Source organism: Pantoea sp. Cy-639 (genome assembly GCF_011752525.1).
In the GTDB taxonomy this organism is placed as follows: Bacteria; Pseudomonadota; Gammaproteobacteria; order Pseudomonadales; family Pseudomonadaceae; genus Aquipseudomonas.
On record NZ_VWXI01000008.1, the window covers coordinates 20,802 to 43,117 of the forward strand.

The window sequence follows — 22,316 nt, forward strand, 5'->3', positions numbered from 1 at the left end:
GCAAGGTCATGCCTGGATCCATGAGTCGATGCAATCCCATGTCCTGGGATAGCACAGCACGAAAATTAGTTTAATCAAACGACTTGATCAGTTGACCATGTTTGGTGATGATGGGTTCTCCACCGTGTCATCGCTGGACGACGGTCGCGAACACTGTGGTTGGCACCGGGTGGGCTGAGGCGGGTTGCCGAGGTTCACTGGACAGAACAACGATAAAACCAGACAGGTAGAACGCAGATGGATACACGAGAACTCTCGACGGTCGGCAGCGATACCTCGGTCGAGCAAGTGGTGGAAATCATCCGGCGTGACGGTGGGGTCATCATTAGTGACTTCGTCTCGCCAGCCACGCTGAAGGCCCTCACCGAAGAGCTGGACACCTACTTGAAGGCCACGCCTTGCGGTGTGGACCCTTACTTCGCAGGCACGCAGACCCGGCGTGTCGCCCGTATCATCGGGCGCAGCGATACGGCGGTGGAGGTGGCGCTGAACCCGCTGTTCATCAATACGGCCAGGCAGATCCTGCAAACACCTACCCATGTCTGGGTGGGGAGCGACCGCATCGAGGTCGCGCCCGATATTCAGCTCAGCATCACCCAGGCCATTCAGATCGGCCCGGGCCAGGGCCTCCAGCCCCTGCACCGCGACGATGCCACGTCGCTGTGGCGCCACCCCCAGTACGGGCGTGAGGCCCGGCTGCAGATGATGCTGGCCATCTCGGATTTCACCGATGAGAACGGTGCGACGCGGGTCATCCCCGGTAGTCATCTATGGGGTGACGAGCGCATGCCGACCCAGGAGGAGACTGTTGCCGCGCAAATGAAGGCAGGCTCGGCGCTGCTGTGGATGGGGTCGGTGTATCACGGCGGCGGTGCCAACAGGTCCGACGCGCCACGCACCGGCTTGACGATGGCCTATGACCTGGCCTTCCTGCGGCTTGAAGAGAACCACTTCCTGTCCATTCCCGTTGAACGCGTTCGCCAGCTCCCTGCAGAAATGCAACGCCTGCTGGGCTGGAGTGCCAGTTCCACGTTGCTGGGCTGGGTAGAAATCGATGGCCAGATGCGCGACCCCCAAGAGCTGCTGGGCATGGCGGACTTCGCCGAGCCAGGCAAAGGGTTCTGAAGCGCCCGGGCCGCCTGGGGCGGCCCAGGGTGCAAGCCACAGTCGATTTTCCAGGAGCCATGTAAATGAATGCGCTGAACAAAGCAGTCCGCGGTGATGCAGCACCGCTGAAGTTTCGTAGCCTGGGTGGATGGGTGGAGCGGCCGGTCGATTTGCAGCCAATGCTCGAAGCAAATGTGCAGGCCGATGTCATCGTTGTGGGCGCCGGCTTTGCCGGCCTGTCGAGCGCGCTGGAGCTGAGGGCGCTCGGGGCGGATGTCATCCTGCTGGAGCAGGATTTCGCCGGCTTCGGTGCCAGTGGCCGCAATGCCGGCTACCTGCTGGGCAGCATGGGCATCGAATACGATATGTTCGTCAAGCGCGTGGGCATGGAGCAGGCCACGCAATTCGTCAGGTTCTATGACGAGGCGGTGCCCTACGTGGAAGGCCGATTCAAGACCTTGGGCATCGACTGCGACTACAACCCTTCGGGCGTGCTTCGGGCCGGTGTTCATCCCAGCCAGGAGAAGCGCTTGCGGGAAAACATGGCGCTGGGTCAGAAGTTGGGAGCGGTGAGCCGCTTCGTGGACGGTACCGAGATGCGTAAGCGGGGTATCCCCTCGGCCTTTCTGTTTGCCGCCGAGCAGTGTGGCGGCACCCTGAACCCAGGGAAATACATCGGCGGCCTGCGGCGCGCGGCCATCGAGGCGGGGGTGAAACTCTACGAACGCACGCCGTTGCTGTCCTTCAGCGAAGGGCCGGTCATTACCTGCAAGACCGCGCATGGCAGTGCAAGCGCCCCGGTGATGGTACTGGCCACCAACGCCTATACCCCGCAGCTGGGGGTGTTGCGCAACAAGGTCGCGGCCATTCGCGTGTCGGCAATCGAAACCCAACCGCTGTCGCCGCAGCAGTTGGCAACCCTCGGCTGGCAAGGGCGGGAAGGGATCATCACGCCGCACTACACCATGGAGAGCCACCGCCTGACGGCGCACGGCACGATGGTGTTGACCGTCAAGAAGCTAGGGTACGCCTACGGTTCGAAGACGCCCAATATCCCCGACCATGACGCCTACACGGCATTGGCACAGGTACTGCGCGAGCGCTATCCGGCATTGCAGGGCCTTGGCGTCAAGCATTGCTGGAGTGGTTACGTCAGTGGCGCCTACGACTTCCTGCCGGTGATCGGTGCCATGGGCGCGAAACAGAACATTTACTACTCCGCCGGCTGCTCGGGCCACGGGCTGGGCACCCAGTCGTTGATCGGCAAGCTGTTTGCCGAACAAATCAGCGGCAAGGCGCCTGAACTACTGGCGGCACTGCAACACAAGACGCCGTCCTTGCTGCCTGAACCCTTGCAATGGTGCGCCGTTCACGCTGCCTTTGCGGCGGCCAAGGTGCTGGATGACTGGACCGATAGAAAAGTGCGCAAGGACAAGGCCAGGAAGGGCTGATTGCAATTGATGTGCGTGTTCTATGCCCGTGATTGTAGAACTACGGCGCGACCCTTATAACAGAGGCTGTTATCGTGGAACTCATAGATTTAATTGCGTTGATCGCATGCGTGCTGCTGGTGCTGAGTGGCTTGGGTTATGGCGTTGCATTTGTCAGGCGTAAGAATTATCTGCTGGGCGTGGAGTTTTTGATTGTAGGTATTTCCGCAACAAACTTTACGACGTTCATCGCGACGGGGTGGCAAGCCAATTATAATGTCGCCATCTTTCTGGATGCGTTTTCCCGAGGGGTTGGCGTGCCGGTTATTGCAACGCTCGGGTTGATGGCCGTGACTCATAATTACAAACCTTCGCCAGCGAAGGACGTAGTATTGTTTTTGGCCGCTTTTGCCGCGACGGCCGTTTACTACCTGTCGGCGGGTTTTAAAGAGTGGCTGCCCTATTTCTATATATTGACGTGGTCGTTCTACACGTTGTTCCTGGTTTATTTTATCTGGCGGCTGGCACGTGCCGGCGAGTCTCTGCACGCGCTGGCCACCTTTCTGGGCGGGGCGGCAGGGCTGACGATCGCGCTGCGGTACGACTTCTTCCCGATCCCAGGGGATGACACGAAGATGATCTTCATGACCTGTGCCTTCCTGACCTGGTCCTATTCGATTGTGCAGTTGTTTTATGCCTATGGAGCACTTCAGCGTTCACGGAAAGTGCCCTCGCATGCCGTACTCAATCCCAGCTAAGTTGTGGGATAGGGTTCAAGTTCTGGTTGGATGATTTATTTGATATCTATTGTTACTCCATGGCGGGCGAAAGCCTGCACTTTTACCGCCCTTCGGGGCGGTTTTTTTATGGGCGAATCATTCGCGTTGATAATGTGGCTGGATAAGCGAAAGGTATATGCGGTACGGCGCGATAAGTGGCGAGTTGTTCGCTCGGCGCACTATTAACAAGCATCTTTTGGTAACACATGTTTCCTTACTTCCCAGTAAGGTGCAGGCGCCAGTTGCGTATTAACCGACAAATAACCCCAACCAGCTGATTTATCTAATGTATTCCACTTATCAGGCATTCTGGCATGTGGCTTGCGTGTTGATCGCATGACATGGTCAGTTGATCATGTCGTGTGATCAAGATGTAGCAGGCGCCGATCTTTCCACCGAAGGGTCGAGCAGCCGGTCCAAGCCCTTTGTTTGAGGATCCTCCAATGAAAGAAGTCACTGCACGGTCGGAAGGTGTCGTATCCGCCCACCGCATTTTCAGGCAGATGCTGGTTACCCTTGCGGCCTCGATCGCGATCTGTTCGGTACAGGCTGCGCCCCAGGGGGCTGAGGCGCTGGGCGTGAAGTTGACGCCGCTGGGGGGCGAGAGCGCCGCCAGTTCAAACGGGGATATCCCGGCCTGGGCTGCGCCAGGGCCGCAGGGGGCGGGCTGGAGCTACGGCCAGGTGCGCGGGGCGTATTGGAAGTTCAAGGGCGACAAACCTCTGTACAGCATCGACTCGAGCAATGTGGCGCAACACGCGAGCCAGCTGTCGCCCGCCCAGCTTGAGCTGTTCAAGAAGATTCCGGGCTATCGCATGGATGTCTTCCCGACCCGCCGCACCTGTGATGCGCCGAACTTCGTGGCTGAGAACACCCGGCAGAACGTGGGCTTCGCCAAGCTCGACGCCAGCGGGGTTGCCCTGGAAGAAGCCCATGTGCCGGGTATCCCGTTCCCCCTGCCCACTAGCGGTGCAGAGGTGATGTGGAACATGAAGATGCGTTACCGCGGCGTCGGCGTCGAAATCCCGAAAACCATCTCGGGCATTTCGCCGCGCAAGGGCGGGGAGTGGTTGCGCCAATCCACCGACACCTTCTTCTATACGCCCTGGGGCAAGAAAGGCAGCGCGCTGTTCTCGTCTGTCGGGCGCCTGGAAAACGCCACCTTCTTCAATTACCTGGAGCCCGCCGCGCTGGCTGGCCAGTCGGCGGTGCAGACGGCCGTGGCCGGTGAGCAGGCCACGACCTTCTACTACTTCCCCGGCCAGCGACGGGTGCGGCGCATGCCGTCGTACTCCTACGACGCGCCGCAGATCGGGCTGGATAACCAGTACACCGTCGATGAGGCGAACGTGTTCTTCGGCACCATGGACCGCTTCGACTGGAAGCTGGTCGGCAAGCAGGAACTGCTGGTGCCGTACAACGCCTTCGGCGCCTATGACACCGCCGCCAAGGTAGAGACGTTCGCCGGCAACGATTCGATCGCGCCGCAGTCGCGCCGCTATGAATTGCACCGCGTCTGGGTGGTCGAGGCAAACGTGCGCCAAGGCATGCGCCACCAGGCCCCCAAGCGCATTTTCTACATCGACGAGGACAGCTGGAACCCGCTGCTGGCCGTCGACTACGACAAGCAAGGACAGATCTGGAAGGTGCGTGAAGGCTTCTCGATCCCGGTGTATGAGACCGGTGCCTGTGATGTGCAGGCGCAGGTCCAGTACAACCTGATCGATGGCCGTTACCTGTTCGACATGACCTCGATCGGCGCGGGCAAGAACGATATTCGCTGGCTCACCGAGGAAGGTAGCAGCCCACGCCTGAAACGCGACTTCTTCACCTCCGACAACCTGCGAGCCATCAGCGAACGTTGATTCTTCACCTTTCCGAGCGCCGATATGAAAACAACAATCACAAAAGCTTCAGGCCTTGCTATTGCGTGCATGACTCCCCTGGCAATGGGATTCACCTTCGAAACCGAAACCCTTCACGGCTCGTTCGACTCCACCATCACCGCAGGCATGGGCCTGCGTACCGAGTCGCGCGGCTGCAACCTGATCAACCAGGGGCCGACCGGGCACAATGTGCCCTCCGGCTGCCTGGCGCAGAGCTCGGGCGTGGCGGACCAGGGCGACCTGAACTACGACCGCGGCGATATGTTCACCAACTACCTCAAGGGCACCCACGAGCTGCTGCTGAAGATGCCCGAGGACGTCACCTTCATGGCGCGTGGCACCTGGATCCGCGACTTCGCCGCCACCGATACCACCGGCACATTGTCGTTCAACACCCCCGAGCGTGTCGGCAGCAACGGACTCAGCGACGATGCCCGTGACGACCTCGCTTTCAAGGCGCGGCTGCTGGACCTGTGGGTGAGCAAGGGCTTCGATGTGGGCGGGCAGCGGGTGCGCGCGCGCCTGGGCAACCAGGTGATCAACTGGGGCGAGAGCCTGTTCGTGGCAGGTGGTATCAACAACACCAACGCCTACGACTATCAGGCCCTGGCGCGCCCCGGGGTGCAACTCAAGGAGGCCGTGCTGCCGGCACCGATGCTCAGTGTTGCCTCGGGCCTGGGCGCTGGCGTCAATGTCGAGGCCTACTACCAGTTCCGCTGGAACAAGAGCGAGCTGCCGCCGGTGGGTAGCTACTGGTCCACCACCAATGGCCTCGGTAAGGGCAGGGGAGACTACGGGTACTCTGAGAACAAGGCCAAGGACAGCGGCCAGTGGGGGCTTTCGCTGCGGTGGCAACCGGAGGACAGCGACGTCAACTATGGCTTCTACGTGATGCGCTATCACGACAAGTTGCCGTCGCTGCGGGTGGACATTCTTGACCCGGACACCTTCGCCGCAGCACCGAGCTGGCGCTACCAGGAAGACCGGATGATGTACGGCATCAGCGCCAACATGCCGATCGGCGACTGGGCGGTGGGGACGGAGCTTTCGTACCGGCCGAAGGATTCGGTGATGCTCAACCCGGTCGTCGACCTGTGTGCGAGCAATGGCGGCAAATGCTGGAAGGACGAGAAGAAGTTCCAGTGGCACCTGACCGGCCTGTACAGCTTCACACCGTCCAACTCGCCGACGCTGCTCGATTTCACCGGGGCCAGCTCGGGCACCTTGCTGACCGAGCTGGTGGTCATCAGGTACCCGGGGCTGCATGACGAAGTGAATGGCGAACCGCTGGCTGCGGGGCTCAATACCTGGCAGTTGGACCCGGCAACCGCGCCCAAGTCCCGAGGCGACAAGACCTCATCGGGTATCAACCTGGACTTCAGCATGACCTACGACGGCACGGTGTTGCCGGGCTGGCAGGTCACCCCGGGCATCTTCTACGCACGGTCCCTGGGCGGGCGCACGCCTAACCTCACGGCCACCTTCACCGAAGATGCTAGCAGCATGAACCTGTACCTGAACTTCGTGCGCAACCCGGCCAGTTGGCAGATTTCCCTCAACTACGCCAAGTTCATGGGCGGTGATACGCCTTACGACCAGCTGTACCGTGACCGCGATTATGTCGGCGTCGCGATCTCCCGCACCTTGTGAGGCCTGCCGTGAACGGTTCCGTGAAACTCACTGAAATCCAGGCGCGTGGCGTGCTGCCGCGCGTCGAGCGTGCCCTGTTCGGGCATCGTCGGCTGGTGCTGGCGAGTCTGGCCGTGTTCACGCTGGTCATGGCGTGGTTCGCCGTGCAGCTGCGCATGGATGCCGGCTTCGAAAAGCAGCTGCCGGTCGGCCATGAATACATCGAGACATTCCAGACGTACCGCAATGACCTGATGGGCGCCAACCGTCTGACCATTGTGGTCAGGTCGCGCACAGGCGATATCTGGAGCGCCCCCGGCCTGAAGCGACTGTATGACGTGACTCAGGCGGTCAGCTTCCTGCCCGGGGTTTCCCGCAGCAGTGTGCGTTCATTGTGGACGCCCAATGCCTTCGTCAACGAGATCACCGAAGAAGGTTTTCGCGCCGATCCGCTGGTGCCGGGAACGGTTTCTCCCGAGCATTTGAACGATGAGGTCATCGCGAAGATCGCCAGCTCCACCGCGCAAGGGGGCTTCATCGGCACGCTGGTGTCCCGTGACCAGCGCAGCGCGATGATCACGGCGGAGCTCAACGAGTACGAGGACGATGGCAGTCACCTGGACTACGTGGCGTTCAACCACCGGCTGGAGCAAGAGATCCGTCAGCCGTTCGAGGATGGCGACTTCGAAATCCAGATTATCGGTTTCGCCAAGCAGATCGGCGACATCGCCGATGGTGCTTCAGCCGTGCTGGAGTTCTGCTTGCTGGCACTGTTGCTGACCGCCGCTGCCGTCTATTGGTATTGCCACTCGCTGCGTTTCACCTTGCTGGCACTGGTGTGTTCGCTGGCCTCACTGGTCTGGCAGTTCGGCAGCCTGCGCTTGCTGGGCTACGGCCTTGATCCGCTGGCGGTGCTGGTGCCCTTCCTGGTGTTCGCCATCGGGGTGTCCCATGGTGTGCAGCAGATCAACTTCATCGTCCGCGAGATCGCGCTCGGCAAGAGCGCCGAAGCGGCAGCGCGTTCGAGTTTCACCGGATTGCTGATCCCGGGGACCTTGGCACTGGTGACCGCGTTGGTGTCGTTCGTGACGCTGCTGCTGATCCCGATACCGATGGTGCGGGAACTGGCCATCACCGCCTCGCTGGGCGTGGCGTACAAGATCATCACCAACCTGCTGATGCTGCCGTTGCTGGCGTCCATGCTGCGGGTCGACGACCGCTATGCGGCGGCCCAGGAAGTTTCCCGGCAGCGGCGTACCCGCTGGCTGCGCGGCCTGTCCCGGCTCGCCGAGTGGCGGAACGCACAGTGGGTGCTTGGCGTGGCCTTGGTGGTGTTCCTGGTGGCGATCTGGCAAAGCCATGACCGGGTCGTCGGCTCGCTGCAGGCGGGGGCCCCGGAGTTGCGCGAGGACTCGCGCTTCAATCGCGATGCCGTCTCCATCGCCAGCAACTATGACATCGGCCTGGACTGGCTCAGCGTGGTTTTCGAAGCCAGCCCGGGGGGCACTGGTGAAGGCGGGACGGTGGCCTGCGAGGATGTCGCGGCGGGTCAATACCAGGATCGCTTCGTCTGGGCCATGCAGGGCGTGCCCGGTGTGCTGTCGGTGGCTTCGTTCTCCAGCAACATGCGTCAGTTCAACGAGGGGTACAACGAAGGCAATCCCAAGATGGCCGCGGTGCCCATCGACCCGATGAACTACGCCGCGCTGGCCACCGAGGTGGCGCGCACGCCCGGGCTGGTGCGCACCGACTGCAGTATGTCTGCCGTGCACCTGTACCTGGCCGACCACAAGGCCACGACCATCAACAGGGTGGTGGAGGCCGCCAAGGCGTTCCGCAGCGAATATCCGCTGCCTGGCCTGTCGATCCGCCTCGCTTCGGGCAACGCCGGTGTGCTGGCTGCCATCAACGAGGAAGTGGAGAAGAGCGAAACCCCCATGCTGCTCTACGTCTATGCCGCGATCGCGCTATTGGTGTTCGCCGTCTACCGCGACCTGCGGGCGGTGTTGGTGTGTTGCCTGCCGCTGACCATCGGCACCTTCATCGGCTACTGGTTCATGAAGGAGCTGCAGATCGGCCTGACCATTGCCACCTTGCCGGTGATGGTGCTGGCCGTGGGCATTGGGGTCGACTACGCCTTCTACATCTACAACCGCCTGCAATTGCACCTGGCCCACGGCCAGCCAATCACCAAGGCGGTCGAGCACGCATTGCTCGAGGTGGGCGTTGCGACGATCTTCACCGCCATCACCCTGGCCGTGGGCGTGGCCACCTGGGCGTTCTCGGACCTCAAGTTCCAGGCCGACATGGGCAAGCTGCTGGCCTTCATGTTCATCGTCAACATGGTCATGGCCATGACCGTGCTGCCGGCCTTCGCTGTCTGGCTGGAGCGGGTGTTCCCGCGCAAGCGCCCCGTGCGCTTGATCGGCGCGTTGCTGCACTGAGGAGAGAGCCATGGGATTGAAGTATTCATTGATGGCGACCTTGTTCGCCGCCGCGTTGCCGCTGATGCCCGTACAAGCCGAGCCCTTGCAGGCCGTGCCGGCGGCCCTGGCAGGCAATGCCACGCAAGCCACCATGCTGGATGCCGTATGGGCGGCAGAGCGCCTGGTGGCAGTCGGCGACCACGGCGTGGTGTTGTTGTCCGACGATCAAGGCAAGCACTTTCGCCAGGCGCGTTCGGTGCCGCTGTCCACACAGCTGACGGGGGTGTCGTTTGTTGATGCCGGGCACGGCTGGGCGGTCGGCCATTGGGGGGCGATCCTGGCCACTACCGATGGTGGTGAGTCGTGGCAGGTCCAGCGCTTGTCCAGCGAAGAGGACCGGCCGCTGTTTGCCGTGCACTTCTTCAATGCCCGGCAGGGCGTTGCGGTGGGGCTCTGGGCATTGCTGCTGACCACCGAAGATGGTGGCCAGACCTGGACAGAGCAGCCGTTGCAGGCACCGCCAGGCGCCAAGAAGGCCGACCTCAACCTGATGGGGCTGTTTGCCGATAGGCAGGGCGCGCTCTACGCCACGGCCGAGCATGGGCAGGTGCTGCGCTCCCAGGACCAGGGCAAAAGCTGGCGCTACCTGGATACCGGCTACGAAGGCACGCTCTGGTCCGGCGCGGCCTTGGCCGACGGGAGCCTGCTGGTGGGCGGCCAGCGCGGCACCCTGTTGCACGGTTCTGCGGCCGGCAAGGACTTCCGCCGAGTACCCACCCAAAGCAAAGGTTCCGTTACCTCAGTGGCAGTCTCGGGCGCGCGGGTGCTGGTGGTCGGGTTGGATGGGATGAGGGTGCTCAGCAACGATGGCGGGCAAAGCTTCCAGGAAAGCCAGGCAGCCGATGGGCTGTCGCTGACTGCGGCGCTGCTGGATGCCGACGGGGCGCCTGTGCTGTTCTCACGACGCGGGGTAGTGCTGGACCCGGACTAAAAGGCTGTGAAGCCCCACAAGCAATTTGCCCGATAGCCAGGTGTCGCCGAGCGAAGCCTGGTTTTGCGAAAAATCGCTCTATTTACGCTTCTTTTCTTGAGTAGTTCGCACGCCTTATGACCAGTCCTACGCCCCTCTGGCCACGCCCATCGGAAACCGTTCGCGAGCTCATGCGCAAAGGCGCCGAGCAGGCCCAGGCGCTGCCTGCGGAATGGATCGAGCGGCTGAATCAATCGCTGTTTGCTTCCCCGGAAGATGCACGGCTGCTGGAGGACCCGGTCATTCTGGCGGCGTGCCGGCGCGCCAACCGGGCGGAGTTGCTGCACTGGGCGAATGCGAACCTGCAGCGTCCTGGCGAGCCGGTGGAGCCCTACGTGTCCGCCGACATGGTGGACACGGCTCGGGAACTTGCCCGCAGAGGCTTGTCGGAGCTGCTGGTAAATCTCGCCAGGTCGACACAGAACACAGCCTGGGAGCTATGGATGAAGATGGCGTTCAGTCTGACCCAGGATCCCGTGGTGCTCGAGGAGTTCCTGGCCGTCTCGTCACGTTCGATCTCGGAATTCATCGACAGCAACATGCGGGTGATCACTCAGATCATCCTGCAGGAAAAGGAGGCGGCCGCGCATGACGAACACATCGACAAACGCAGCCTGGTCAGTCGGCTGCTCGACGGCAGGGAAGTTGACAGCGAGCAGTTCGGCAGGCGGCTGAACTATAACCTGGCCCAGAAGCACCTGGCTTTCGTGGTCTGGAGCGAAACCCCAGACGTAGAGATCCGCTTGCTGGAGGGCATGGCACGCGGCCTGGCCCAGCTCAACGGCCCGTCAGCCCCCCTTGTCGTTTTCGCAGGCCCCGCAACCTTGTGGGGCTGGTGTAGCGCGGCAAGGCCGCTTGACTTGAACCTGTTGCAACGCCTTGGCGGACAGTACCCCGGAATTCGCGCGGCAATCGGCTCGGCGGCGGCGGGGCTGAACGGCTTTCGGCGCGCGCATCTGGAAGCGTTGACTACCCAAAGGCTCATGGGGCGTCTTGCTGGATCGCCTGCCGTGGCCACGATCGACCAGGTCAGGATGGTGTCGCTGATGACCCAGGATGCCCGTGCGGCGAGGCAATTCGTTGCGAGCACCTTGGGGCGTCTGGCCACGGAGTCGAAGGTGCTTCAGCATTCGTTGCACGCCTTCCTGGCCAATGGCTGCAACATTACCCAGACCGCCGAGGTGCTGGGCACCCATCGCAATACCCTGCTGCGCAGGCTGGAGCGTGCTCAGGACTTGTTGCCTGTGCCCTTTGCCGACCACCGCATCCAGATTGCCGCAGCGCTTGAGCTGGTGATCTGGAGTATGCCGTTTGATGACGGTGAGAGCAGCTGAGGTCTGCGCAGTGGGCCCTGAGGTGGTCAGGGTCGCCGAAGAACATTTGGCCGTTCATATAAATCAGATGGTTATGAATGGGGAAGTGGTTTTGTACCCCCAGATGTACCCATTTTTACAGCAGCTACGAGTGGATTACAGTGGACACACCGGGGCGGGGCTGGTGCGAAACGTGCAGTCCCTCACCCACTTGCGCAATTTATGCTTTGGGCTGGTCCCAGTCGCTACGCGTTGCAGCAGTCAGCGAATCCCAGTCATCAGGCGGGTTGCCGCGGCCCAGCATCTTCTCGAATACGGCGTAGGGATCGGATTTGCTGCCTGCAGACCGGAGGGTGTTTTCGTCGTTGACCCATGCATAGACGATGACCTTGGATCTTGAGTCGTAGCGAAAGAACAGCCGAAAGCGCCTACCGATCTTTGCCCGCCGCCAATGTCGGTAGGCGGTACCCAGCGTGTTGCCTTGGCGGAACTCATCACGGCCCGGGTCGGCAGGCACAGCCTCCATGATCAGATGGCTCAATGCCCGAAACAGCTTCACGTTGGCGTTGCTTTCAAAACCTTGAGGGTCGTTCTGCTCGGCCCGGGTGGCGGCTTCTTGCAATTTGCGTAGCTGTAAAGTCACACCTTCATGGAACAACAGTGTCCAGCCATGTCGCAGCATCAGATCGCGACCTCACCATCGATATCTTCGTCCAGGTTTACGCAGTGGTTTGCATTGGCGAGCATAGTTTGCGCCAAGTCTTCCGGCAGGGTGGTGAGGTTGCGTCCGCTTCGGATATCAGCCTCCAGCAAACCCAGGAACGCCCCGATGGCAGGGTCTTCGTGGGTGGTTTCTACGCGGCTGACCACGATTTCACCCCCGCGTACGTCGAATGCAATCTTGCCACCTGTATCAATGCCAAGTAGCTGGCGAACGGATTTAGGCAGTGTGACCTGTCCCTTCGAGGTCAATGTGGCGATTTCGTGGATGGCAGGCATGAGTGTTCTCCCGATATGCTGAGTGGATGGTAAGGAATAATCCTTACGTGGTCAATCTTGGTTTCTGGCCAAGGAGCGAGATGCTGACACTGATGAGAAGAAGGGCTACGTCTGCCTTTCCACCTCGGCGGCGACATGCCGGGATGGCGTATTGACATCAGTGCGTAGGCTTGGCCTACTCGCGGCGTCAATTCTGTGGTGTGAGCGTGGTCGCTTTTCGGCGCTTGGCACCTCGAGGTTTGCTGCCAAATTCTAGAAAAGGAGTTCTCTGCAAATTCTCGAACGACTCGCATGGCTTACTAATAAACCGGTCACTCGAGATCGGCAACACTGTTCTTTCTCAAAAGAGGATGTTATTGGACATGATAGATGTAAACGCATGGGCGCCCTATGTGAGTAATCCACTCGCTCTGGTGGCCTTTGTATTGCTGGTTATTTTGTTAGCCATGCTCAAAGTACCCGCCAGTAGTACGTTTCTCAAGGTGCTCGCCTGTATTCTGATCGTGGCCGTAACGGCGGCGTTGCTTTTGGCTGGCTTCAGTGAATACAAGCGTCACGAGAAGCCTGATGTGGTTTCGGCTGGGGCGCCAGCGCCGGCTTCGGTTGCACCACCGGTGTCGGCTTCTGCGCTACCACCAGCAAACATTACCAATGTCCAGACGGTACAAGGTTCGCATAACGTGTTGATCAACGGCTCGGGGAATCAAAAATGAGCCGTTGTCTTCTGATGTTAGCTGTCGCTCTTGGCCCCATGATGGCCTTAGCGAGTGAACCGCCTGTTGCGCAGAACCACCAAGCTATCAACGGTGGTAATTGCAATGTCATTATCAATAACACGCAAAGTGGAGAGGTCGTGGTACCGCAGGTCTGCTCAAACTGGTCGTCGTCCAAAAGTGCGGCTCAGTCACTGCGCAAGCTGGAGCGCTTTTTCGAGGCTGCAAATCCGACGGAGGTGGAGGTTTCCCAAGCCGGCCTGAAGTCGTGGCTGGGCGATTCTGAGCGCTACCTGACACTCTCGTTGACCAATGTAAGCAGCCTGCCCGCGGATCGGGTCAAGGTGAGGCTGTTGGCACCCCTCGAGGCACAAGAGAAATCGTCAAGGGCGCTGACTTTTTCGCCGAGCCGTGCATATCCCGCCAAACTGCTGGCCAATCTTCGAATCCCGAAGCAAGGTTCAACTGAAATACCGATAGGCCCTGAGTCAGAGCTGATCATATTGACCAAAAGACGGGTCCCAGTGGGGTACGACTTTTTGGGCGTTGGTTTATCACCTGAACTGCCACCCAGCCTTGAGGCCGACTACTTAGAACGCAAGGGCGTCGGCGCGAACTATCAGCTGTCCAGCCAGAGCGCGACGCTCGCCATCGAACTGAAGTACGAAAATATCTTTGAAGGCAAAACAACGAGCTTGAGAGGCCTTTACGTATACTACGGTCAGGTCAGGGCCATTGGGACGCGAATTCAATAGTCGCAGCCTGTTGAGGATGACCGGCTAGCGGGTGAAAGGGACGGTAACACGCATAAGCCCCATCGGATATGAATTGAATCGTCGGCAGGGCGGCAGCGTTAGATCGTCGATCGGGAATCGCCCGTTCTGACTTCGATCCAGCATCAGATGAGCATTGCCCAAGCGGGCTTAGCGAACATCAGCGCATGGTCGCTGAGCAGGCAATCCTGCAATGACCGCATATTGCGGGGCCCGCCAACCTTGCATGCCCAAAGACTGGGCCCCGAGGCTTGTCTGCGATGGACGTGCAGCCGTTCGAAGTGCCTTTGCACCAGCACCAATCTGCAACTCCTTCCTGTTGGCTTGCCGACTAATGCTGGTGATAGCGTTGAAACGCCTAGGTATTGACCGGGTAGATCGTGTCCGCACTACGGTCTGTTGAGATTCGCTTTCCTACTCACCCACTCTGTGATGAAGTTCTGGAATGATCAGGCTCGTACCTACTGACGTCCGATAGGTAAAAATGGAACCCTGCTGCCTGGGGAAATCAAGCGATCCAGTCCGTAGAAATGCGTAATGGCGACGAAACTCAACTGAGCGCTAGGGATGGCGACCAGCAGTCGATGCGAGCTTGGAGAGTCTCCAGAAATCCCGGGGCGGTCACATTACCGAAAGCGCTGATCATCTTCGGTTGGGGGCATCATTTTCAAACCAGCCAAAAGCATGCCCTCAAATATGCCCCGAATGTTGCAATTAGCTGGAAGTAAATAGCTATTCGAGGCTAGAGAAACGCAGAAATGATCAGCTAACAAGCATGCGCGAAGCCCCTAGGTTCTGTCTGAAATTCGGAGAAACCCAACTCCCGAGCCACGAACGCTGAGATTTTGTAAGGTTTTAAGCCATCTATGGAAAGGAATCCTGTGATGGCTAAGCGCTACGAACTTTCGGATGAAGCATGGGATGTGGTTGCGGATCTCTTCACCCCAACCCACACCAGAGGCAGACCGCGAGCAAGTGATCGCCTGATGCTCGATGGCGTGCTGTGGTTGTTGCGCTCAGGCGCTGCCTGGCGTGACATGCCCGAGTGTTTTGGGCCTTGGCGGACGGTGTATCACCGATTCCGAGTTTGGCGAAATCGGGGAACATTTGATCAGATGCTCAAGCGGTTACACCTCAAGCTCAATGATCAAGGGCTCATTGACCTGCAGACCTGGATGATCGATTCAACTGCTGTTCGTGCTACCCGCGCTTCAGCAGGTGCAGGTAAAAAAGGGGCCATGATGAACCCGCCGATCACGCTCTAGGCCGCAGTCGCGGTGGCCTCACCACCAAGATTCATATGCTCTGCGACGCCAACGGCGTACCACTGCGCTTTCTCCTTTCTGGCGGTCAAGCCAGCGATATTAGCTACGCGCAGCCATTGCTGGACGATGTCTGCATCCCGACGAGCAAACGTGGGCGACCTCGCAAGCGCTGCCGCTGGCTTTTGGCCGACAAGGGCTACGACGCTGATGCGCTGCGGCGTTTTTGTGACCGGTATCGCATGCAACCGGTTATTCCTTTGCGTTCGATGAAGCGTAAACCCAAGCCTGGGCTATCCCGACTGTTTGATCGTCCCAAGTACCGCCAGCGTAATGTGATCGAGCGTATGTTCGGTTGGCTGAAAGAGAACCGCCGAATCGTGACTCGTTTCGACAAGCTCGCAAAAAGTTATGGCGCGATGGTCTCGCTGGCTTGTGTCATGCGGTGTCTACGACACCTTTCTTCAGACAGAACCTAGAACCAGCATTTCGTACAGCTTATCGCGGGTCACCGCTTGTAGTTGCAGAGGGGGAGGCGCTTTCGCGGCAATATCGAAGAGCGCGCCCACAGCTTTGACCAAGTCAGGTGCTGCCGGTTGGTTCTTCTTATTTTTCTTGGTGCTTGCCGCCAGGGGTGATGGAGTCGTACTCATAAATCCTCGTTGGTCTCTCGTGGGAGAAATTTGAGCAACGCTTCCCGTAACGCAATTTGCTGCTTCGTCGGGCGCCGTCCAAGGTTATGTCGTAGGTTGGTTTTTCGGTTGCCGACGCGCATATGCATTGACTCGACCTGCTGGTCGCGTGCGAGCAACTCGTTGAGTTCGCGGCGAACTGCCTGTTCGGTTCCGCTGTTCACCGGAAAAGCCAGCACCATCAGTAACGACAGGGCCTCTTCAAATCGCTCTTTGGTCTCGCTGCGCCTGCGGCTTCCGCGTAGCCGCTGCTTGACCTATTACGCTGTGGCTCCTCTCCAAGGGGCTCACCAGGCTCGACTGGCGCGCTGAGCTTCGCCAGCTCCATGAACTGGTGCACCAATGGTCCCTCATACGTGCAAGCTCGTCGATGTATCTCGCGAAGTGCCTGTTCCAGGTCGTCCTCACCTCGTAATGTGATCTGCATGTTTCCTCCATGATTGTTTCAGTGTCGTGGGTCAGACAGCTATGCCGTATTTTTTCAGAGACGATTGTGCGACCTTGACTCATCCACTGATGTCTCGAACTTCTGTCCTGCTGGCTCGCCAACCAGGTTTAACGCAGTATCGAGTCAGACTTAGTCTCTGAAGCAGCGCTGCTGAGCAGCCAAATCAGCGCAGGGGATTGCTTGACGTGTTCTGCCATGGTTGTCATTGCAACCTTGAGAGGCGGAATAGTCGACACCACGACATCGTAATTCTCAGCAGGCTGTAAACGAACGCCAATGATGACACTTTTGTCTTCTTGTTCGCGGGCGTAAGCAATAAAGCCATTCTCCAACGGATGCACATATTCTCCAGTCCGCACGTCGGGATAGTTTGGGGCCTTGTGGAAATCACTTCGTAGTGCAATGACTTTGGTCACGGCCTTGAAGGCCGGGCTGAAGTTGTCGGTAAGGTAGTCGTAGCTCATGGCAAATAGCACGCTAATGATAAGAGCCCCTGCGCCATGGAACATGATCATACTGCGCGATTGCTTGAACTTAGCCTGAAAGCCGAGGAGCGCGGCCAAGCGGGTCATATGTTGCCAGGCTGCTTCGAATGGCAGGCTGATCATCGCGATGACCATGATCAGCATTGCTGTCAGACCAAGGAGTATTGCCACCACAAGCAGCCACGATGGAATGTAAAACAGCAACGCGAGAAAGCCGACTGTCAGATCAAAACTTTGAGGGGGCAGCCCTAACGTCTCGGCAACCGCGAAACGCGCGCATGCTGTGGATATCAGCAGTGCAAGCAGATGCATAATGATGATGGGCGTTTTGGCGAATGGCTTATCCCATGCTGTATGGAGCCAGCGGGCGAAAGGGATGCACCAGGCAATGAATCCGCAGATTATCAATGCAGCCGCGACCGTCGTCCCGATGGTAAGCGCGGATATGCCCGTATATTGGGAAGCTGCAATCGTGATGAGGTACGTAACTACCGAGGCGAGATAGAACCGTTGGGATACGGAATATTGCTGGAATTTGGCGAGCAGTTTTGCTTTCAGAGCTATCATTTTTCATCCTTGAACTTCTTTTCAGTGCTTCTAAATCCATGCGGATAGCAATGCTTGGCCGCCTTGATGTACGTCTTGTTCTGCCATTTGAGGTGGATGACCTCGTGGCGGCCCATCAAACCCCCACGAGTTCAGCTTATTTATGTGGGCACGAATGACGAATCAATCGGCTGGCAGACAATTCGCCACATCCCGCGTACGCCGTCTTCGACCCAAGTGCCTTCCAGCACATTCGAGCCTTCGAAGCGGTGCAGCGTTGCTCTGCCGTCGAAGCCTTCTGCTTGCAGTTCGTAATGCCCCAGGCCTTTTGCCTGGCCTCGGTATTGCCAGGTCTGCCCCGCGTCGTCATAGGAGACGGTGATAAACTCGATGTCGATCGTAACCTTGCAGGGTTGATCAAACGACGCGGCACTGCTGGGGCGAAAGGTGTCCATTTTGGCGTACATGTTGGCGTCCTTGTAAAGATATCAGGAGCTGTTCAGGGCAGCAGCCAAGTGCTGTTTGGGGTGGTGGACCGGATGCCGACTGCCTGGCACTGCTCCAGAATCGGCAGAATGTAGGTGATGTTGGTACGCCCCGGCTTGCCTTCTGCTCTGTAACGAGCCGCCTAGCAAAGTGGGCCGGCTTTTTCGTAGGTATGGTTAGAGCTGATTTCCACAGCTTGTGCTTGGCCGAAATGATTGTTACCGGCTAGGTAGTCCAACGTTTGCTGGAAAGCTGCTCGAGTCAGCGCCAACTGCGAGTCTTCCGACCCGGTTTCAATCACAACGCGATTTGCATCAACGGTCGTGATTCGGAAACGGGCGCTACGCGACGGTGTTTGCAGTTCCTTGCCTTGCAGGCGGCTGATCAATGCCCAGAGAGTGTTGTCGACTTGAATGATGTGCTACATGGGATAATTTCCTTCGTTACTGAACGGACGCTAGCTTTAACCTGAAGCGATTTATGGAATCTTGATACCCAACGCATTCAGCGATGGCGTATCCATCCGGCCATTCACGGTCAGCCCACTGTCCATCTGAAAGGCCATCAACGCACCTCGTGTCGCCTTGCCCATCACCCCATCAATGGTGCCTTGGTAATACTGGCGCACCATCAGCGCGGTCTGCACACGGGTGACCAGGTTGCTTTTCTGCTCATTGGTCGCGCGGCTCTTTGAAGTGCTCGAACTTGTCCCACTGGTAGTGCCAGACGACTGATAAAGGCTGTTGCTGCTTGAGGTGCTGCTCGAAGCACTCGGCGCGCTGTAGCTTCGGGTACTGGTAGCGGCTGGGCTGTAGTAGCGAGGTGCGCTATAGCCACCCGAGCCGCTGTAGTGAGAACTGTGCGAACTGTGGGACCGGTGTGAACTGTGCGAGCGATGTGCCGCATAGATGTTGACGGTGTCTGGCGCATTGAGCGTATCGGCAAATACCGGGGGCTGTAGCTTGTCGTTGGGTTGCCAGTTCGCATCGGCGAGCGACAGATGGCCCGCCTGTGCCAGGGTGGTACCTGCCATTGGCAGCAAGCTGATCCCACTGATCAGGACTTTCCAGCGGTCGAGCAATTTCACTGTGCACTCCTTGCATAGGCACTAAAGGCCGCGGTCGATAGTAGTTGTACGCCGCGGCTCTGCCAGCGGTCGGTGTGGGATTTGAAGAAACCAGAGCAATATTTGACGGCAGCGCATTGCTGGCAGGTATCGATGAACAGGTTCTTCCAGTCCGAGATGCTTTGGCGGGCGAAACGCGAGAGGTGGGTCGGGATCAGGCACAGAGGCAAGTTGTAGATCGAAACTGGCACTCCGCGGTTGAACAGAAAATACACGGCCTGGCTCAATGACTCCTGATAGTCCAACGGGTCAATCCACAGTTCTTCGTAGTTCTTCCTGGCCAGGCCGGTACTTTCGATACCCATCAGCGCAACATGCCGCACGAATGGCAGGTTCCTGAACACATAGTGGGCGAGCTCTGGCAAGCGTGGCGTGGTCAGGCGATTGAGCACCACGCGTATTTCGATGATCTGGTTGGCACGCGCCAGGTTGTAAAGGCCTTGCAGGGTTTCGCTGAACGCGCCTGGAGCCTGCACCACACGGTCATGGTCTTCGGCATTGTCGGCATACAGCGGGATGCCCCAGCTCAACTGAGGATGGCTGATGGCAGAGAGCGCTGCGATCCAGCTCGGGTCTTGGAACAGACGCCCGTTGCTGAGCACATGAATGGATTTCTGCGGCAAAACGGCTTTGCACTTGGCCAGGATTTCGAGCAGGCCGTCGCGATAAAGCGTTGGTTCTCCGCCGCTGATTCCGAGATTTTCCTCGCCCGGGTCCATCAGGTCGATCAGCCGTAGGTTCTCCTCGATGTGCCAACGATCATCGATATCTTTGGGCGGCTGCGAGCACATCAGACAGAGGCTGTTGCAACGATCGGTCATGAACAGCAGGTTGCTGTCTGAGCCTCGTCGATAGAGCACTCGCACCAACGCGTTGCCTGGTGTGATGGCAATGACATCGCCAGGCTGCACGACATCCGCATCTTTGGGGGTGTGCAGGTATGGCCGCGCGCTGTCGAAGTCGCCGATCAATGGCTCCGGGATCAGGAATCCACCCACTGGTAATGAGAGCAGATGCGGGCTCCGTAGCCGTTCTTCGTTTGGCAGCCAAAGCAGCAGGTCACCGAACTCAGCGCTTCCGGCACAAACAGCCAGGCCTTGTTCGATGAACTCATCCAGTGTGATGACCTTGAGCAGTTTCGGCTCATTCAGGTGATGGATTTCGAAGTGGGTATCTTTGCGCAGCATCGCCATCAGCCTCTGTAACCCGGGAACCGGACATCGCTGTAAGAGCGCCTGTTCAACCAAGACAGCAGCACCCTCTGCACGTTGTCGTCGCCATCGCAAAGCAGGCCGAAAAGATGCTTCAGCAGCCCCATATTCTTCTTGCAGAAGCTGCTGAACACTCGGTGTCCGATCGGGTCAGCTTGGCGGGCATAGTGTTCGACGGGGTCAGCACCACAGTACGGGACAAGTGCGCAATCGGAGCAGCCCGGCAGCGCCTCTGCTACACCACTGGTGAGCAACGCCTTCATAACGGGCGATGCGAGTAGTTCAGACAAGGGTTGCTGCACGGTGCCGAGTCTCAAGCCGTCTTCACCCATCTCCAGCAACATTCGGGCTTCGTCCGAGGGATAGACGTAACCGTCATAGTTGTAGACCAGCGCCGCAGTGCCTGCACCAGCGGGGGAGCGCAGGTCTACATAGCCGGAGGAGAAGGGTGTCAGGATATTCTTCAGCAACAAGCTTGCATAACTCTCTGAGAGGTAGACGCCCTGTTGGTTGATATGCAGCAAATAGGCCAGTGCCTTCTTGTAGAAGGCCAGGTATCGCTCAATAGGGTAATCAAGTCGATGGGCACTCTTGGTGGCAAACCCATAAGGGCTCAGAGGCCGAAGTGAGATGCTGGAGAAGCCCTGGCTTACATACTCATTGATGATCGCTTCAGGTTGTTCGAGACTTCTTGAAGTCAGCGTGGTCAGCGCGGAAACTGCATCATGGCCAAGGCGCTCACGGACCCACTGGATGCCTTTTACAGTGCGTTCGTAGGAGTCTCGTGACGGGGTAGGGCGGTTGGCATTGTGCAAGGGCTCCGGCCCATCGAGAGAAGTCGAAAACTGGATGCGGTTTTGTTCAGCGAAGTCGAGTATTTCCTCCGTCAGGTGGTGCAGCGTCGTGGTGATGACGAACTGGATCTCCCGTTGTTCGACCACATTCCGTTCAACGACCCATTCGACAATCTGCCGGACGCGCTCGAAGGCCAGAAGCGGCTCGCCACCCTGAAACTCCACAGTCAGGGCGGGAGCGTTCGATTCGAACAGGCGATCGACCGCCGCCTGAGCATCCGCCTCCGACAGGTCGTGGCCGGATCCTCCCAGAGGGGCCCGCGACACCTGGCAGTACTGGCAGGTGTGGTTGCAGCGCAATGTAACCACGAACAAGTGCAGTGCAGGACCCTGGAAGATGAAGTCCTTGCGGCTGCGATACTGGGCGGCCATTTCCGGGAACGGGTCATGGCGGCCTGGTTCGTAGATGAAGTGGCGGGCCAGCAGGTCCTTGTAAAAAGGCGTACCTGCTTGAACGTCGAAGTAACTGAGGGCTCGTAATTGCGCGTCGTTCACGTGCATGTACTCACCGGTATCGGAGGTGAGTAAGATGTCACGGTCATGTCCCGTGTTTATGCGCATGAATCGAAAAGGCAGCAAGCGGTAATGCTTGGCGTCTGTCGCAATCAGTGTCACTGCGAAACCCCACATCCAGCGAGCGCGGCTCGGGCCAGGACTTCGCGCAACCCTGCTGTTTCGCGGTTGATATGGTCGCGTAGGGCGAAGTCGTTCAGATGCTGGAGGATCAGCGAGTGAGCCTGCTCCGGGGAAAGCGTTAGCCTTGCTTCAGCGGGGTGGGCCGTGAGGCTTATCTGATCGATTTCAATACCGACCTGAATCGCGACAGTGTCGGCCAAGGAATAAGCGGCGCGTTGCACCACGCTGAGCGGGTAGGCTGCGCTGTCGAGTTTCAGCGTGACTGGCCATGTCATCGGAACCGTTCCTTCAAATCCGTTGGAAACGTGTGGATTTTGCAGGTTGCCGAGGCATTATGCCATCATATTTTTTTACATTTGCACGCATTTGTTCACCGTGGTGGGTGGTGCGCTCACTACGGCTCGGCCATTGATACGGGGTAGGGACGAGGCTTCATATCTCCCTCAGTCCGCCCATCCTCATCAATAGCCTGCTTGGCCTCAGGC

General features: G+C 58.8%; 21 protein-coding genes. 11 read left to right on the plus strand and 10 right to left on the minus strand.

Annotation, left to right across the window (positions count from 1 at the left end):
* Positions 1 to 237 precede the first annotated feature (237 nt).
* From F3J43_RS11820 to F3J43_RS11855, 8 genes are all read left to right on the plus strand, one after another.
* A complete protein-coding gene (locus F3J43_RS11820) occupies positions 238 to 1,125 on the plus strand; it encodes a phytanoyl-CoA dioxygenase family protein (RefSeq protein ID WP_166886038.1) in 888 nt (295 codons plus the stop codon).
* 65 nt (positions 1,126 to 1,190) lie between these two features.
* Positions 1,191 to 2,558 (plus strand): NAD(P)/FAD-dependent oxidoreductase, encoded by a 1,368-nt coding sequence (locus F3J43_RS11825; protein ID WP_166886040.1) that lies wholly within the window; start codon positions 1,191 to 1,193, stop codon positions 2,556 to 2,558.
* A gap of 74 nt (positions 2,559 to 2,632) precedes the next feature.
* Entirely contained in the window at positions 2,633 to 3,295 is a 663-nt protein-coding gene (locus tag F3J43_RS11830; protein ID WP_166886043.1) for a hypothetical protein, read from the plus strand.
* Between the two features lie 464 nt (positions 3,296 to 3,759).
* Entirely contained in the window at positions 3,760 to 5,181 is a 1,422-nt protein-coding gene (locus F3J43_RS11835; protein WP_166886045.1) for a DUF1329 domain-containing protein, read from the plus strand.
* Positions 5,182 to 5,205: 24 nt separating this feature from the next.
* The gene (locus tag F3J43_RS11840; RefSeq protein WP_353618222.1) at positions 5,206 to 6,852 is read left to right on the plus strand and encodes a DUF1302 domain-containing protein; all 1,647 of its coding nucleotides are present in this window, start codon (positions 5,206 to 5,208) and stop codon (positions 6,850 to 6,852) included.
* Positions 6,853 to 6,872: 20 nt separating this feature from the next.
* Entirely contained in the window at positions 6,873 to 9,275 is a 2,403-nt protein-coding gene (locus F3J43_RS11845; protein WP_205297809.1) for an efflux RND transporter permease subunit, read from the plus strand.
* A gap of 10 nt (positions 9,276 to 9,285) precedes the next feature.
* Positions 9,286 to 10,248: a WD40/YVTN/BNR-like repeat-containing protein gene (locus F3J43_RS11850; RefSeq protein WP_166886051.1), complete on the plus strand. Its 963-nt coding sequence runs from the start codon at positions 9,286 to 9,288 to the stop codon at positions 10,246 to 10,248.
* A 170-nt stretch (positions 10,249 to 10,418) separates the two neighbouring features.
* Positions 10,419 to 11,621 (plus strand): PucR family transcriptional regulator, encoded by a 1,203-nt coding sequence (locus F3J43_RS11855; RefSeq protein ID WP_166886053.1) that lies wholly within the window; start codon positions 10,419 to 10,421, stop codon positions 11,619 to 11,621.
* 199 nt (positions 11,622 to 11,820) lie between these two features.
* Here F3J43_RS11855 and F3J43_RS11860 read toward each other — a convergent pair whose 3' ends face one another.
* Complete coding sequence (locus F3J43_RS11860) at positions 11,821 to 12,282, minus strand: type II toxin-antitoxin system YhaV family toxin (RefSeq protein WP_166886055.1); 462 nt, start codon at positions 12,280 to 12,282, stop codon at positions 11,821 to 11,823.
* Positions 12,282 to 12,599 carry a type II toxin-antitoxin system PrlF family antitoxin gene (locus F3J43_RS11865; RefSeq protein ID WP_166886057.1) on the minus strand — a complete coding sequence of 106 codons (318 nt, stop codon included), beginning with the start codon at positions 12,597 to 12,599 and terminating at the stop codon, positions 12,282 to 12,284. The genes F3J43_RS11860 and F3J43_RS11865 overlap by 1 nt, the downstream gene beginning before the upstream one ends.
* Before the next feature lie 362 nt (positions 12,600 to 12,961).
* On the opposite strand from F3J43_RS11865, the gene F3J43_RS11870 reads away from it, so the two are divergent.
* Positions 12,962 to 13,312 (plus strand): hypothetical protein, encoded by a 351-nt coding sequence (locus tag F3J43_RS11870; protein ID WP_166886059.1) that lies wholly within the window; start codon positions 12,962 to 12,964, stop codon positions 13,310 to 13,312.
* Positions 13,309 to 14,067 (plus strand): hypothetical protein, encoded by a 759-nt coding sequence (locus F3J43_RS11875; protein WP_166886061.1) that lies wholly within the window; start codon positions 13,309 to 13,311, stop codon positions 14,065 to 14,067. The genes F3J43_RS11870 and F3J43_RS11875 overlap by 4 nt, the downstream gene beginning before the upstream one ends.
* A gap of 143 nt (positions 14,068 to 14,210) precedes the next feature.
* Here the strand turns inward: F3J43_RS11875 and F3J43_RS24295 are convergent, their stop codons facing one another.
* Positions 14,211 to 14,384 carry a conjugal transfer nickase/helicase domain-containing protein gene (locus tag F3J43_RS24295; RefSeq protein WP_353618226.1) on the minus strand — a complete coding sequence of 58 codons (174 nt, stop codon included), beginning with the start codon at positions 14,382 to 14,384 and terminating at the stop codon, positions 14,211 to 14,213.
* Between the two features lie 585 nt (positions 14,385 to 14,969).
* On the opposite strand from F3J43_RS24295, the gene F3J43_RS11885 reads away from it, so the two are divergent.
* Positions 14,970 to 15,826 (plus strand): IS5 family transposase gene (locus tag F3J43_RS11885; protein WP_166886065.1). Its coding sequence is split into 2 segments (ribosomal slippage): positions 14,970 to 15,324 and positions 15,324 to 15,826, totalling 858 coding nucleotides; the frame shifts between segments, so codons are not numbered across the junction.
* Here F3J43_RS11885 and F3J43_RS11890 read toward each other — a convergent pair.
* From F3J43_RS11890 to hxsD, 7 genes are all read right to left on the minus strand, one after another.
* Entirely contained in the window at positions 15,812 to 16,000 is a 189-nt protein-coding gene (locus F3J43_RS11890; RefSeq protein ID WP_166886067.1) for a hypothetical protein, read from the minus strand. The two genes, F3J43_RS11885 and F3J43_RS11890, sit on opposite strands and share 15 nt — an antisense overlap.
* A 594-nt stretch (positions 16,001 to 16,594) precedes the next feature.
* Positions 16,595 to 17,539, minus strand: a complete 945-nt coding sequence (locus F3J43_RS11895) for a hypothetical protein (protein WP_003256905.1) — start codon at positions 17,537 to 17,539, stop codon at positions 16,595 to 16,597.
* 140 nt (positions 17,540 to 17,679) lie between these two features.
* Positions 17,680 to 17,985: a hypothetical protein gene (locus F3J43_RS11900; RefSeq protein WP_003256906.1), complete on the minus strand. Its 306-nt coding sequence runs from the start codon at positions 17,983 to 17,985 to the stop codon at positions 17,680 to 17,682.
* A 497-nt stretch (positions 17,986 to 18,482) separates the two neighbouring features.
* Positions 18,483 to 19,091 (minus strand): His-Xaa-Ser repeat protein HxsA, encoded by a 609-nt coding sequence (gene hxsA, locus F3J43_RS11910; RefSeq protein WP_166886069.1) that lies wholly within the window; start codon positions 19,089 to 19,091, stop codon positions 18,483 to 18,485.
* Positions 19,088 to 20,323 (minus strand): His-Xaa-Ser system radical SAM maturase HxsC, encoded by a 1,236-nt coding sequence (hxsC, locus tag F3J43_RS11915; RefSeq protein WP_166886071.1) that lies wholly within the window; start codon positions 20,321 to 20,323, stop codon positions 19,088 to 19,090. The genes hxsA and hxsC overlap by 4 nt, the downstream gene beginning before the upstream one ends.
* The gene (gene hxsB / locus F3J43_RS11920) at positions 20,323 to 21,825 is read right to left on the minus strand and encodes a His-Xaa-Ser system radical SAM maturase HxsB (protein ID WP_286184514.1); all 1,503 of its coding nucleotides are present in this window, start codon (positions 21,823 to 21,825) and stop codon (positions 20,323 to 20,325) included. The genes hxsC and hxsB overlap by 1 nt, the downstream gene beginning before the upstream one ends.
* Positions 21,807 to 22,106, minus strand: coding sequence for a His-Xaa-Ser system protein HxsD (gene hxsD / locus F3J43_RS11925; protein WP_166886076.1), 300 nt, complete (start codon positions 22,104 to 22,106; stop codon positions 21,807 to 21,809). Before hxsD ends, hxsB begins: the two co-directional genes overlap by 19 nt.
* Positions 22,107 to 22,316: the final 210 nt, after the last annotated feature.